The organism is Streptomyces sp. NBC_01454, assembly GCF_036227565.1.
GTDB lineage: Bacteria > Actinomycetota > Actinomycetes > Streptomycetales > Streptomycetaceae > Streptomyces.
The window spans coordinates 1,376,956-1,390,268 of sequence record NZ_CP109460.1; the positions used below are offsets into that span (position 1 = coordinate 1,376,956).

The following is a 13,313-nucleotide window of genomic DNA, read 5'->3' on the forward strand; positions in this document are numbered from 1 at the left end:
GGCAGCATGGGGGCCGGCTCCGGGCGATCTCGCCGGCGCGTACACGTTCTGCTACCCAGGCAGCCTGACGACACCACGCCGCCCGAACAGTCCCTCACCGCATACCGGGTGACCGTCGGCATCAGGATGACTGCGGTCTCTGTAGTCCCTGGAGGAGCAGTTCGACCAATCGGCGGGGGTCATAGCGGGGGTCGCTGTCACGTCCGATGCAGAGGTTGCCGATGCCGCGCATCAGTTCGTAGGCGTGCGTACCGGGCCTGATTTCGCCAGCCTTGACTGCGGCGTCGAGCAACTGCGCGCAGACAGGCACCAGGCGGTCGAGGAAGTAGGCGTGTAGTGCGTCGAAGCCGCTGCTGTCCGATTGCAGCGCGTTGGCGAGTCCGTGCTTCGTGACCAGGAAATCAACGAAGAGGTCGACCCACTGACGCAGTGCTGCGAGCGGAGAGTCGGCACTGACCAGCAGCCTCGGGCCGGCCTCGGCGCAGGCCTCGACCTGGTGGCGGTAGACGGCGACGACGAGATCCGCCCGAGTCGGGAAGTGGCGGTAGATCGTCCCCATCCCGACGCCGGCTCTGGCTGCGATCTCACGGATCGGCGCGTCGACGCCGGAGGTGACGAACACCTCAGCGGCGGCGGCAAGCAGCGTCTGCTGGTTGCGCAGCGCGTCGGCCCGCTTGCTTCGGCCAGGCACCTCCCCGGACGGGCTTGAAGCGGGCACCACGCTCTCCTTCCGGCGGCCGTTGACAAAGCGGAACACTGCTCCGTATGTTAAATGGAACAACGCTCCGCTTTCAGTCTAGCTGAAGCGGGACGCTCCTAACCGCCTCACCCACCGCCGGCCGAATGAGACCGGCAGCCGAGGCCATGGAAGGGAAAAACGCATCATGAGTGCATCGACTTACACGGCCGATACCGTCAGCTCGCCCACTCCCGTCCTCTCGGTCAGTCCGGTAGCGCTGTCAGCTCCCGGCCGGGCCGTGGACCTTCAGGTGCGAGTCTCCGCGCCCGTGACCGGGAGCGACCTGCCGGTCATCCTCCTCTCGCACGGTCAGGGCTACTCGAACAACCTCTCCTCGCTGAACGGCTACGCGCCACTCGCCAACTTCTGGGCGGCGCACGGCTTCGTCGTGATCCAGCCCACCCATCTGAGCTCCAGGACGCTGAGCCTGGATCCCGATACCCCCGGGGCGCCGCTGTACTGGCGATCACGGGCCGAGGACATGAAGCGCATCCTCGACCAGCTCGACGTGATCGAGGCCGCTGTCCCGCAGCTTCTCGGGCGCCTGGACCGAAGCAAGGTCGCCGTAGCCGGGCACTCGATGGGCGGGCACACCGCGAGCCTGCTGCTGGGCGCCCGGCTCACCGATCCGCACGACGGAACGGAAGTGAACCTGGCCGAGCCCCGGATCAAGGCGGGTGTGCTGCTTGCCGCGCCCGGCAGAGGGGGCGATGCCCTCACCGAGTTCGTGGCCGAGAATTACTCCTTCTTCTCGACCACGGATTTCTCCGAGATGACGACGCCCGCGCTCGTGGTCGCCGGCGATAAGGACACCTCTGCCCACCCGACGGTTCGGGGCCCGGACTGGCACACCGATCCGTACGCCCTCTCCCCGGGCGCCAAGTCCCTGCTCACCCTGTTCGACGCAGAGCACGGGCTCGGCGGGGTCTCTGGATATGACGTCGCCGAGACCACGGACGAGAGCCCCGAGCGGGTGTCTGCGGTCCAGCGGCTCACCTGGGCCTACCTCCGCACCGAGCTCTATCCCGGGGATTCCTCTTGGCAGGCAGCGCGTGACGCGCTGACGGCCGGCCCCAACCCGCTCGGACGAGTCGATTCCAAGTAAGCCAAAGAAGCACCATCTCTTTGCGTGATGCCGTTACGGGACTCAGGCAGGCAGACGAGTCAGGTGGTCTTGATCTGGCCGCCGTCGATGACGAATTCGGCGCCGGTGATATTGCCGGCACGGGGAGAGGCCAGGAAAACGGCGAGGTCGGCAACCTCCTGAGGTTCGCTGATCCGTCCCGTGGAGAGGCCCATCTGCTGGGGCACGATCTCGTCCAACGCCTCTTGGGCAGTACTGCCGGCATCGGCGGGGACGGAATCGGCAAAGCCACCGGGAGCGGTCCAGAACGGGGTGCGGACCGGTCCAGGAGCAACTGCGTTGACACGCACGCCGCGCGGCGCGAACTCTTCCGACAACGCCTTGGTGAGGTTGCTCAACGCGGCTTTGGCCGCCGAGTAGTCGACCACCATGGGGAACGGCAGTCGCGCGTTGACGGAGCTGCACTCCTACGCCCTCGATGCGCGGAAGCAAGTGAGGTGCTGTGTACGTCGGTGATTGCGGGTTTCCAGACGGGAAATCCAGACGGGAAATTATGCCGCTTGGCGTGACCTGCTGCCCCAATGGGGATCGGGATGCCCGTTAAGATGCCCTGAGAATGCAGTCAAACTTCCACATGTAGGGCGCTATCGGCGGCCTTCGGGTGCTGGTGTCCGAACGGTGCGCCGGGGCGGGTTCCGTCCGCGAGCGGAGTGGGCGTTCCTGGTCGGCCGTAAGCGGTCAGTCATGGTGCTCGTGGCACCTGGTCGGTTGACGGACGGGAAGTCCGCGACCGTCCCACAGGGGCGGGCGAACAGGCCATCCGGAGGGAGAGGACGCTACGTGAGCGTGCAACGGGTGGGCATCGTCGTCCGCGGAGGACGTCCCCGTGCCGTGGCGGCTGCCGACGTCGTCCGACGGTGGTGCGAACGCCGGGACGTCGGCTGCGTCGCCATCGACGTGTGGAGTCAGGACGAACAACGGCGGGACGCGCGGGAGGAGGTCGACGCTGCCGGCAGCCCCGACCTGATCGTCACGCTCGGAGGAGACGGCACCTTCCTCCGCGGAGCATGCCTGGCCGCACAGAACGACGCGCTTGTCCTCGGTGTCGACCTCGGCACCCTCGGCTTCCTGACCGAGGTCCCGGCCGACGACGTCGAGTGCGCGCTGGACACCGTCCACCGCGGCCACGCGGATGTCGAGACCCGCCTGATGCTGACGATGCGGGCGTCCTGTCCGCTGGAAGTCCCCGACGGGATGGAGACCCTCCTGCGCTACGGCCGCGGTCCCGCGCTGCCACCTCCGCCGGTGCGCCCCGAGTGTGCCGTCGCCCTGGACTGGGGGGTGGCCTTGAACGTGACGGCCCTCAACGACATCGTCCTGGAGAAACTGGCACGCGACCGGCAGGTCTCCCTCGGCGTGTACCTCGCGGGCCGACTGCTCGCCTCCTACTCCGCCGACGCCGTCCTGGTCGCCACACCCACCGGGTCCACCGCCTACAGCTTCGCCGCCGGCGGCCCCGTCATCTCCCCCGGAGCCGACGCCATCGTCTTCACCCCTGTCGCTCCGCACATGACCTTCAACCGCTCGGTCGTGGCGGCACCCGACGAGGCCGTCGCCCTACGCGTCCTGAGCCACTCCGGCCGCGCGGCGGTGAGCGTCGACGGCCAGTTGCGCGGTGTCCTGGATCCGGGGGACTGGATCGGTGTCTACGCGGCTCCCCAGCGCCTGCGCGTCGCGCGGCTCGGACCAACCGACTTCTACGGCAGGCTGCGTGAGCGCATGCGCCTGACCGATGCCCCCGCGACAGCCGACGCCGACATCACCCCCATGTGGCCCCACACCAGCCCAGCCCCCGATGACCTCGCACACCTGCGCCTTCCGCCTCTGCCCGCGGACGTCGACTGAACTGAACTCCACTTGGACGGGCACTGGCCCTCACCGGCTCGTTCTCCCACCCCATTTCCGGCGCCGGCAGCCCGCAATGGCGACGTTGACATGCTTCTTCCCGCGGCCAGCCGCAGACGGCGACAGAGCCGCGGGTGGGCTGACCGCTGAGGAGCGGGCCCGGCGTGAGCAAGTACGTTTCGCAGCAGCCGATTTGATCCTCCGCCGCCGAGCGGAAGGCCGCAGCCCATCACCCGCCCGAATGGGCACCACTACCATCCCAGGGCCCTGGCACAGTTCCCCGATGTCGAAGCGCCGCCGCCCAGGCGCCGTCAGTCGGCCGGCGCAAGGACCGACGCCTCCATGCCTCCAGCTCGGCGCGGCTCGGCCTCCTCACGCAGCCGCATCGCGGCGACTGTCCTCATCCCAGCAGCTGACCCTGCCCAACAACCCCATGGAGACCACGACTTACGGCTGTCGTGAAGGACGCACAACACCACATACCCGCAGAAGTTGACGACCTAGCAGTCGATGTCCTGCTGATCGCTCGGCCAGTGTTCACACAGAGTTGGTGTCCACTCGCTTCGATGAGCGGACTGCAGCACCCATCCCCGACTCTCCATGCCCATGTGAGGAGCTTCCATGGTCCCCGATCCGATCATCCCGACGTCCGAGTCAGAGCTCGGCGACAGACCCGCGACGACGACCGGTACCACCCGCCGTAGGTTCCTCCAGGGCACGGGGGTTGCCGCCGGGGCGCTGGTGCTCGGCGCGACCGCCGGGGCGGGCGGCGCGTACGCCGCTCCGAATCCCAGGTACGTCATGCCCAAGGGCTTCAAGGGCAACATGTCCGACCTGAAGCATGTCGTGATCCTGATGCAGGAGAACCGGTCCCTCGACCACTACTTCGGCACGCTCCCCGGCATACGCGGCTTTCACGACAAGCAGGCGCTGCGGTTCCAGGACGGCACCACCGTCTTCCAGCAGAAGGACAGCAACGGCAACATCGTCACCCCGCAGGTCGACGACGGAGCCTGGGGCAACGACCACGGAGCCTGGGGCGACGTCGACCACCGCAAGTGGGACCTGTGGGTGCAGCACAGCGGCGCCAGCTGCATGAACTACCACAGCGACGCCTACATGGGCTTCTACCACTCGGTCGCCGCCCAGTACACCATCGCCGACCAGAACTTCTGCTCCGAGTTCGGGCCGACCGATCCCAACCGGAAGTACCTGTGGAGCGGTACCGCCAACAGCGAGACGGGCAATGCCGATGAGTCCAACTACTCCCGTCCCTGGATCACGGTGGCCGAGCAGCTCCAGCAGGCCGGCATCGACTGGCGGCTCTACTCCGACAACAGCGGCAACGGGCGACAGGGTTACGTCAGCACCTGGGTCGGCGACTACGGCGACAACGAGCTGAAGTACTTCAAGGGGTTCGACCCGGAGGGACTGAGCGCCGACGACCCCAAGCTGACGCCCGGCACCGGGCTGATCTGGCGCGGCAACGCCACGTACTACTCCGGCATGACCTCGCCGAACGACGACTCCGACGACAACCTCGACGCGGTCCTCAAAAACCTCCATGACGCCTGCCGGCCGGGCGCGGAACACCCGCTGCCGGCAGTCTCCTGGATTGTGGCGCCCTACGGCTGGTCCGAGCACCCGGACGCGGACAGCCTGCACGGCGAGCGCTACGTCAAGAAGGTGCTCGACATCCTCCAGAGCAACCCCGACATCTGGAACCACACCCTCTTCATCCTCAACTACGACGAGAACGACGGGAAGTTCGACCACGTGCTGCCGCCGTGGCCCGAGCCGGGCACGGCGCGTGAGTACGCCGGCGACTACCCGCTCGGTTTCGGTGCGCGGGTGCCGATGCTGCTGGTCTCGCCGTGGACCCGCGGCGGGTACGTGGCCTCGGAGGTCTTCGACCACACCTCGACGATCAAGTTCCTCGAAACCTGGGCGACCCACCTCGGCAAGCCGTTCCGCTGCCCCAACATCAGCGACTGGCGGCGCTCGATCGCGGGCGACCTGACCAGCGCGCTCGACTTCGCCCACCCGCAACCGGGGCCGGCCACCTTCCCGGACCCGCGCGCCGAGCAACCGGTGTCTATCGCCGCCGACCACATGAAGCCGCGCCCGCTGAGCTTCCATCCGCACGCGACGATCTCGGAGGACCGCGCGTCGGGGACGGTCACCGCCAGGATGACCCTGACCGGCGGCCCGACGGACAAGGCCTTGTGCTTCCAGGTCTTCCCCGATAAGTACCGGGCGTTCTCCAGCACGCCGTTCACCGTCACCGCGCGCAAGCCGCGCGAGTACACCTGGGACGCCAAGGCCACCGACGGCAAGTACGCGTTCTCGATCTACTCCAACGACGGCTTTGTGCGCTCCTTCGCCGGCCAGGTCGCGCCCGCCGGAAAGTCGGACGGTGGCCTCCCGCGCGTGGAGGTCGACCTGCTGAAGGGCGAGGGCACCAAGCCCGAGGCCCAGGCGAAGCTCACGTTGCACAACGACGGCACCAAGCCGGTGGACTACACGCTCACCGCTCACGACTACCTCGGCCGTACCCGGAAGGTCACGGTGGCCCACGGCGAGACGAAGGCTGTCATGTGGCCGACCCAGGAGGGCTACTACGACGTGGTCGTCACCGTCGACACCGACACGACCTGGACGCAGCGCTACGCCGGCCGGATCGCCACTACCGGAAAGGACTGATCGGCCAGGACATCCGCGGCGACGGCGGCCGTCCTGGCCACCGTCGCCACGGTGCTCGCCGTGCTGCGCAACGACCTTCGCCCCCGGACGGCTGACCGCCACCTTCTGCGCTATGCAACAAACGCAGGAGACAGAATCCCCTGCGACGACAGCGACCTCGCCAGCGCAGCGCGCCATTACCGAACACTGTCGAGCGGTCGGCGCCGCCGTACGGAGCCTGCGGACCGCCGGCTCGACGGGCGCCGCGGGGCGAGGGGCCGGCCGCCGGGACACGGCTCGCCGCCACTGCTGAGGCCAGGTGCGCGGACCGTGGGCGCAGACGGTCGGCGAGACTGTCCCCGACGGTGAACCGTCCCGTGCCGTGAAAGCGCTCGGCGACCAGCAGCCCGATGACCGTCCAGGCGACGGCCGGCCCGAGGACGTACGGAATGCCGTCGTAGCCGTTGAGGGCCAACAGCCCGGGGTTCCCGAGCAGCGCCGCGGCGGACATGTGGTCCCCGAAGAGCGCGAGCCCGTTGCGGGTGGAGGTCAGCCGGCCTCCGCCAATGTAGAAGTCGCTCGTGGTGTCGCGGTACGAGGCGGCCCACACCGACAGGAACAGCGCGCCGACGACGAAGAAGGGGAAGACCACGAGGACGGAGGAGGCGTGCGTGGACGGAGTCGCCGTCTCGGCTCCCGCTGCTGTACGGCCGGTCCGGTCGGTCCGTCCGGGGGGACCGGGGCGGTGCGGGCGTAGCGGGCGTGCCACTGCGTCGCGCCGACGGTAGTGGCGAGGAGCAACAGCGCAGGGGCGAAACCGACATTGAGCGGCCCCGCGAACCCGCGTGGACCCCGGTTCAGTTGCCGTCGCGGACCAGTTCACCAGCGTCTACCCCCGCGCGTCGCCCGGCGGCTGGCACCTGCTGGGCCGTACCTCGGCCGAGCTGTGGAGCATCGACCGCCAACCGCCCAGCCTGCTCACTCCGGGAACTCAGGTCCGCTTCGTACAGGCGACATCATGATCGAAATACTCCGTCCAGGCCCCCTGACCACGGTGCAGGACCTCGGCCGTCCGGGGCACGCCGCTCGAGGCGTGGGGGCCGGCGGCGCCGCGGACCGAGGCAGCCTACGGCTGGCCAACCGCCTGGTGGGCAACGCCGAATCCGCCGCGGCCCTGGAAATGACCTGCGGCGGCCTGACCGTCCGCTTCCACGCGCCGATCACCCTGGCCCTGACCGGGGCGCCCTGCCCGGCCACGCTCGACGGCCGCCAGATCGGCATGAACGGACCCGTCCATGCCGCCTCCGGCCAGGAACTCACCGTCGGCTTCCCGAGCCGTGCCCTGCGCACCTACCTCGCCGTCCGCGGGGGCATCGACATACCGCCGGTGCTCGGCTCGCGCTCCACCGACACCCTCTCCGGCATCGGGCCGGCACCGCTGGGCGCGGGCATCCACCTGCCAACGGGCACGGCCGCACTCCGCTTCCCTCCCACCGACTTCGCGCCCCGCCGCGAATTCCAGCACCAACCCGTGCTCCACATCGTTCCCGGCCCCCGGAACGACTGGTTCACCCCCGAAGCGCTGACGACTCTGTGCACCAGCGCCTACGAGGTGACCGCTGACAGCAATCGTGTCGGCGCACGCCTGGCCGGACCACCACTGGTCCGGGTCATCCACCACGAGCTGCCGCCCGAAGGCATGGTCCGAGGTGCCCTCCAGATACCGCCCAACGGTCAACCGGTCCTCTTCCTCGCCGACCACCCCGTCACCGGCGGCTATCCCGTCATGGCCGTGGTGCACGAGGCCGACCTCGACCAGGCCGCCCAACTGCGCCCCGGCCAGACCGTACGTTTCCGGACCTCCCCGCGCCGCCGCACCACCCGGCCCCGGTCTTGTTCCGTAACCAGCCCGCCTCGTCTTCGGACAGGGTGAAGTGGTCCACCATCCCGTCCAGCCCCAGATCCCGCCCCACGTTCGGGTGCCCCTCTCGCTTCCCTTGACCCGTTCAGCTCAACGAGCCAGCGGACAGGGGAGAAACGGTCCAGGTCCCGGTGGATGCGCCGGTTCGGTTCGTTGGCAACAAGGCAGATTTCCCGGACGGCCTTCCTACGGTCGGCCTGCTGGAGTGAAGAGGCTCGACGACCCGGTGTTGGTCCCGCTCGCCCAGACTGCCGTGCCGGCAGCCAGCCACCCCACCGTCACCAAGGCCTGGGCCGACACCGGCTACAAGAACAAAGCAGTGGAGCAGGGAGCCGCCCCCTCTTTGAGGGGAGTCTGGGGCCAGCAGCGGCGACCCCACGCCGTGACCCGCCGCCGTGGGACGCATCAACGCCCACCCGCAGAACTGGAAGTTCCCCCGGCCACCCAGGTTCGCCCACCATCGGAAAATTCACCCGCTGTGCTGCGCGCCTTCGCCTCGCCGGTACGCCGAGGGGGTCAGGCCCGTCCATCTGCGCACAGCGCGGGTGAAGGCGGCCGGTGTCGCGAAGCCCACCTGCGTAGCGATGGCGGTCATCGGTAGTCCGACCGGCTCGGGCTCGGCCAACAAGGCCAGCGCGCGTTCCCGCTGTCTGGTCTCCATCAGGGTTGAGAACGAGCACCCTTCTTCTTGAAGCCTCAACTGGAGCGTGCGGCGGCTGACCGCCAATGCCCGTGCCACGTCCGCCAACCGAGGCGAGCCGAGTGAGCCCCCGCCCTCCTGCAGAGCCGCCCGCACCGCCTCCGACCATGGTGTGTGGTTCACCGCAAGCTGCCGCTGCGCGTAGGGAGCGAGCATCGCCAGCACCACCGGATCGGCGTGCCGCACCTGCGCGCGCAGTGCGGTCGCCCCGAACACGCAGGCATCCGCCGGCTGCCCGAAGGCCACCGGGCCCAGCGCGCGCCGGTACGCCTCTGGCCGCGCGGGTTCGGACCGCCGCAGCAGTACACGGTCCGGCCCCACGCCCTGACCGGCGCGCCGACGAACGGCGGCGCACAGCATCGTGAAAAAGGCATCCACGGTGTCCGGATGTCCCGCCCCGCCATCCAGAGCCCGCAGGCTCAGCGAGACCTCACCCGGCCCGCGGCTGCCGGGGCGCCGCCTTACCACCAGCTCATTGCGACCGATCAGGGGGTGGAAGCGCACCAGAGTGTCCAGCATCGCGCCGATGTCGGGGGTGTTGGCGAGAATCGATGACAGCACTCCGCCGAGCGCGGAGGGCTCGGCCGACGTGCCGAACATCAGCCCGGGATAGACCACACCGGCCTGCCGCAGTGCGTCCCAGAGCGGTGCCAGCCAATCGACCTGCGCGCGATCATCCGTCGCCAGGAGATCCGGCAGAACAGCCCCCCGTGTGAGGGCGTAGGCCCGCAGCTCCAGCTCCATGATCAGGGCAGCGCCGTCAGGGCCGCCCCTGTCGTCGTCCCTGGGTGCGCGAGAAGGGAAAAGGGTTACGCCCACAGGAAAGCACGCCCCTCGGGTCGGCTGCGAAGTTGGCCGCATGGAACTCGACAAACCGGCGCGGCCGGTTCTGACCTACGGTACCTATCCCCTCCTGGCCGCGGCCACGACCGTCATCGCCTGGGCGGCCGTCACTCACCAACTGGCGATCCCGAGGGGGGCCGCCATCGCTCTGCTGACCATATGCACCATCGCGGTCGCCTTCACCGTCGAGCGGGTCAACCCGATGCTCGACCGCTGGGGGATGACCCGCGACAGCTTCGTGGGCCGTGACCTGCCGTTCATCGGACTGGCCTTCATGGTCGAGCAGGTCGCAACAATGGGCGTTTCCTTCGTCGCAGCCCAGCTCGTCCCCGACGGCGGCTTCGGACCGATCACACGCCTTCCGCTCCTGGTCCAGGCCCTGCTGGTGCTGCTGGCCTTGGATCTGCTCTGGTACGGCTATCACCGAACTGCGCACACCATCCCGCGGCTGTGGCGAGCGCACGGAGTGCACCACGCGCCCTCGCAGCTGTACATGTTCATGCACCCGGTTTTCCACCCGATCGACCTGCTGGTCTCCCGGTTCGTGATCTCCCTGCTGGTGTTCCGGTTCAGCGGCGCCACCCCTGACGCCGCTTTCCTGGTCCTGATGGCACTCAACCTTCAGCAGACGATCAGCCATGTGAACGCCGATATCCGCACCGGGCCGCTCAACTACCTGCTGATCGGAGCCGAGACGCACCGTTGGCACCACGGCGCAGGCGAGCGGGTCAACTATGGCTCAGTGCTGGCGATCTGGGACATAGCCTTCGGCACCTTCATGTACGAGCCCAGGAGAGTCCCCGGTCGCCTCGGCCTCGACGACCCGGCCTCCTACCCCGACCCGCGCCGATTCCTTGCCACCCTTGCCTGGCCGTTCCGCCCGGCCCGCGCCTCGATCCCGGCACCTGCCGAGTGACCGGCCGCGACGAGGCTCCACGAGGGGCCAATTGACATCCACTCCTCCCTAAAGGGGTCGAGGACGGCCCCGCATGCTCCGCAGGTCCACTCTCTGATACTGAGGGGCTTGGGGCCGTCTTTGATACCGCACTGCGAGCGGCCGGCCAGCTCATCGCGTTCTTCGCCGGGACCTGGGACGGCGACGAGACCGCGTTGCCGCTGGCCGAGGGCGTGAAACTCCAGTTCTTCGCCCCGAGCTGACCATCCCGCCGTTCATCCGCGGCGCGCCCGGGCAAAGACGTTCACCCGCCGATCGGGGGTGCCCGAGCGCAGCCCCCGCACCACCCACCGCGCCTACCCACTCCGTGGCCGACTGCGTTGCGGCATCTGCCGCCGCAAGATGCAGGGCAACTACAACAACGGTCAGCCCTACTACCGCTGCCGCTACACCGCCGAGTACGCCAAGAGTGCCGCCCTGGAACATCCGCTGACCGTCTACGTGCGTCAGAACGCGATCCTTCCGGCGCTCGACACATGGCTCGCCCGCGTCTTCGCGCCCGGACATCTTGGCCGCACCATCCGGGCCATGTGTGAGAGCCAGCAGCGGCAACCGGCTGCCGCCCCCGGCCTGGAAACCGCACGGCGGACCATCACCGAGACGAATCGACGCATCGACCGATACCGCGTTGCACTGGATGCCGGAGCCGACCCCGCGGTCGTAGCCGGCTGGATCACCGCCGCCCAGAACGAGCAGACAGCTGCCCGCCAACAGCTCGCCGCCGCGTCGCACGCCCAGCGGGAGATCCTCACCGAGGAACAGATCCACCACATGATCAAGACCCTCGGCAACATGACCGGCCGGCTCCAGGCCGCCGACCCCGAGGACAAAGCACCGCTCTACGCCGACTTCGGCCTTGAGCTGGAGTACCACGCAAATCAGCGGGTTGTGACCGTACGGTCACAACCCGCTGACATGTGCCTATCTGCGTGTCCGAGGGGGGACTTGAACCCCCACGCCCGATAAAGGGCACTAGCACCTCAAGCTAGCGCGTCTGCCATTCCGCCACCCGGACTAGGTGTGATCGTCACGGGGCGTTCCCCGCGGCGACATGGACAACAATACCAAGGTTTCGGAGTGCCCTTCACCTGCGTATCCGGGCGCCACATAACCTCGATTTATGGGCAATAAAGTACACATCGCGCATATCGATGGTCCACGCAGGCCAAGAGCGCTTTCCCCGTTGCGGGAGCATCTGCGGGACACGTTCTGGTTCGCGCCCATGGCGGGGCTGGTGTGTGCGGTCCTGCTGTGGTGGGCGGCAGGCGCTCTCGATGAGGCGTTCCTCGCGCATCTGCGGCGGATTCATGCCTACGCGGAGGTGCGGGAGCTGGCCGCGCTCACCGAGGACACCAAAGTCATCGTGACGACGATCAGCTCGGCGATGTTGACGTTCATCGGGGTGGTCTTCAGCATTTCGCTGGTCGCGTTGCAGATGGCGAGCGGTCAGCGCACACCGCGGGTGGTGCGGATCTTCATCCGCAGCCGGATCAGCAAGCTCACCTTCACGGTCTTCCTCGCGACCTTTCTCTTCTCGCTGCTGGTGCTCACCTCCTACGAGAGTGAGCAGAACGCGCGGCAGGTGACCTCGGTGCCCCTGGCGCAGACCGTGCTGACGCTGCTGCTGGTGGGGCTCAGTCTGGTGCTGTTCGTCGTCTATGTGTCCGCCACGCTGCGGCTGATGCAGGTGGGGCCGGTGGTCGACCGCATCGCCCGGGAGGCACTGCGGATGCTGGCGCGCCAGGGGACGGGGGCGGAGGGTGCGGGATCCGGGGTGCCGCCGGGGCCCGAGACGGAGCGCGTGGCGCATGAGGGGCGGGCCGGTGTGCTGCTGGATGTGCATGTGGCCCGGCTGGTGCGGGTGGCGCGGCGGCACGGGGTCGTTCTGCGGCTGATCCCCCGGATCGGGGACTTCGTACTGCCGGGGACGCCGGTGCTCGCGGTGCACGGCGGGGCGGCGCCACCGCGGCGGGCGCTGCGGTACACGGTGTCGGTGGGGATGGAGCGGACCTTTCACCAGGATCTCGGCCTCGGGCTCCGGCAGTTGTCGGACATCGCGCTGCGGGCGCTGTCGCCGGCGGTGAACGACCCGACCACGGCCGTGCAGTGCCTGGACCGGATCGTGCAGATTCTGGCGGCGGTGGCGCCGCTGCCGCTCGGGACGGTGCAGCACCGGGACCGCCGGGGTGCGGTGCGGCTGACGCAGAGCATCCCGGGCTGGACGGATCTGGTGGATCTGGGGCTGACCGAGATCCGGACGGCCGCGGTGGCCGGCCCGCAGGTCAGTCGGCGGCTCCTGGCCGGGATCGAGGATCTGCTGCTGCTCGCACCGCAGGAACGGCGGCAGCCGCTGCTGCGGCACCGCACGCTGCTCCTGCAGGCGATCGAGCGTGCGGTGCCCTCGGCGGCGGACCGGCGGTTCGCCTCGTGTCCGGACCGGCAGGGGATCGGCTAGGGGGGCCGACGGCGCGGGGGGGGCGGGCG

11 protein-coding genes, 1 tRNA gene and 1 pseudogene are annotated in these 13,313 nt (G+C 68.8%); 8 read left to right on the forward strand and 5 right to left on the reverse strand.

The genetic code is table 11. The features are described from left to right. Positions 1–121 precede the first annotated feature (121 nt). Positions 122–718, reverse strand: a complete 597-nt coding sequence (locus tag OIU81_RS05860; protein ID WP_329154913.1) for a TetR/AcrR family transcriptional regulator — start codon at positions 716–718, stop codon at positions 122–124. A 166-nt stretch (positions 719–884) separates the two neighbouring features. On the opposite strand from OIU81_RS05860, the gene OIU81_RS05865 reads away from it, so the two are divergent. After that, on the forward strand, positions 885–1,844 hold the full coding sequence (locus OIU81_RS05865; RefSeq protein WP_329144544.1) for an alpha/beta hydrolase family protein: 960 nt from the start codon (positions 885–887) through the stop codon (positions 1,842–1,844). 59 nt (positions 1,845–1,903) lie between these two features. Here the strand turns inward: OIU81_RS05865 and OIU81_RS05870 are convergent. After that, positions 1,904–2,275 (reverse strand): annotated as a pseudogene (locus tag OIU81_RS05870) (SDR family oxidoreductase); the annotation flags it as partial. Between the two features lie 388 nt (positions 2,276–2,663). On the opposite strand from OIU81_RS05870, the gene OIU81_RS05875 reads away from it, so the two are divergent. Together OIU81_RS05875 and OIU81_RS05880 are read left to right on the forward strand one after the other, a co-directional pair. Beyond that, positions 2,664–3,728 carry an NAD(+)/NADH kinase gene (locus OIU81_RS05875; RefSeq protein WP_329144547.1) on the forward strand — a complete coding sequence of 355 codons (1,065 nt, stop codon included), beginning with the start codon at positions 2,664–2,666 and terminating at the stop codon, positions 3,726–3,728. A gap of 621 nt (positions 3,729–4,349) precedes the next feature. Beyond that, on the forward strand, positions 4,350–6,431 hold the full coding sequence (locus OIU81_RS05880) for an alkaline phosphatase family protein (protein WP_329144549.1): 2,082 nt from the start codon (positions 4,350–4,352) through the stop codon (positions 6,429–6,431). Here the strand turns inward: OIU81_RS05880 and OIU81_RS05885 are convergent. Next, the gene (locus OIU81_RS05885; RefSeq protein ID WP_329144551.1) at positions 6,415–7,179 is read right to left on the reverse strand and encodes a sodium:solute symporter family transporter; all 765 of its coding nucleotides are present in this window, start codon (positions 7,177–7,179) and stop codon (positions 6,415–6,417) included. The two genes, OIU81_RS05880 and OIU81_RS05885, sit on opposite strands and share 17 nt — an antisense overlap. A gap of 76 nt (positions 7,180–7,255) precedes the next feature. On the opposite strand from OIU81_RS05885, the gene OIU81_RS05890 reads away from it, so the two are divergent. Beyond that, complete coding sequence (locus OIU81_RS05890; RefSeq protein WP_443073932.1) at positions 7,256–7,432, forward strand: carboxyltransferase domain-containing protein; 177 nt, start codon at positions 7,256–7,258, stop codon at positions 7,430–7,432. Further along, the gene (locus OIU81_RS05895; RefSeq protein WP_329144553.1) at positions 7,429–8,343 is read left to right on the forward strand and encodes a biotin-dependent carboxyltransferase family protein; all 915 of its coding nucleotides are present in this window, start codon (positions 7,429–7,431) and stop codon (positions 8,341–8,343) included. The genes OIU81_RS05890 and OIU81_RS05895 overlap by 4 nt, the downstream gene beginning before the upstream one ends. A gap of 457 nt (positions 8,344–8,800) precedes the next feature. Here OIU81_RS05895 and OIU81_RS05900 read toward each other — a convergent pair whose 3' ends face one another. After that, positions 8,801–9,775, reverse strand: coding sequence for a helix-turn-helix transcriptional regulator (locus OIU81_RS05900; RefSeq protein ID WP_329144555.1), 975 nt, complete (start codon positions 9,773–9,775; stop codon positions 8,801–8,803). A 115-nt stretch (positions 9,776–9,890) separates the two neighbouring features. Between OIU81_RS05900 and OIU81_RS05905 the strand changes: the two genes are divergently transcribed. Further along, positions 9,891–10,790, forward strand: coding sequence for a sterol desaturase family protein (locus OIU81_RS05905; RefSeq protein WP_329144558.1), 900 nt, complete (start codon positions 9,891–9,893; stop codon positions 10,788–10,790). Between the two features lie 300 nt (positions 10,791–11,090). Further along, complete coding sequence (locus tag OIU81_RS05910) at positions 11,091–11,795, forward strand: zinc ribbon domain-containing protein (RefSeq protein WP_329144560.1); 705 nt, start codon at positions 11,091–11,093, stop codon at positions 11,793–11,795. Here the strand turns inward: OIU81_RS05910 and OIU81_RS05915 are convergent. Next, a tRNA-Leu gene (locus tag OIU81_RS05915) sits at positions 11,760–11,844 on the reverse strand. The genes OIU81_RS05910 and OIU81_RS05915 overlap by 36 nt on opposite strands. A gap of 105 nt (positions 11,845–11,949) precedes the next feature. Between OIU81_RS05915 and OIU81_RS05920 the strand changes: the two genes are divergently transcribed. Then, complete coding sequence (locus OIU81_RS05920) at positions 11,950–13,284, forward strand: DUF2254 domain-containing protein (RefSeq protein ID WP_329144562.1); 1,335 nt, start codon at positions 11,950–11,952, stop codon at positions 13,282–13,284. Positions 13,285–13,313: the final 29 nt, after the last annotated feature.

What these genes read in the sequence shown, in the direction of transcription:
- OIU81_RS05905 (WP_329144558.1), top strand. Translation starts at nt 9,891, where the DNA reads ATGGAACTCGACAAACCGGCGCGGCCGGTTCTGACCTACGGTACCTAT.
- OIU81_RS05895 (WP_329144553.1), top strand. Translation starts at nt 7,429, where the DNA reads ATGATCGAAATACTCCGTCCAGGCCCCCTGACCACGGTGCAGGACCTC.
- OIU81_RS05880 (WP_329144549.1), top strand. Translation starts at nt 4,350, where the DNA reads ATGGTCCCCGATCCGATCATCCCGACGTCCGAGTCAGAGCTCGGCGAC.
- OIU81_RS05900 (WP_329144555.1), bottom strand. Translation starts at nt 9,775, where the DNA reads ATGGAGCTGGAGCTGCGGGCCTACGCCCTCACACGGGGGGCTGTTCTG.
- OIU81_RS05920 (WP_329144562.1), top strand. Translation starts at nt 11,950, where the DNA reads ATGGGCAATAAAGTACACATCGCGCATATCGATGGTCCACGCAGGCCA.
- OIU81_RS05865 (WP_329144544.1), top strand. Translation starts at nt 885, where the DNA reads ATGAGTGCATCGACTTACACGGCCGATACCGTCAGCTCGCCCACTCCC.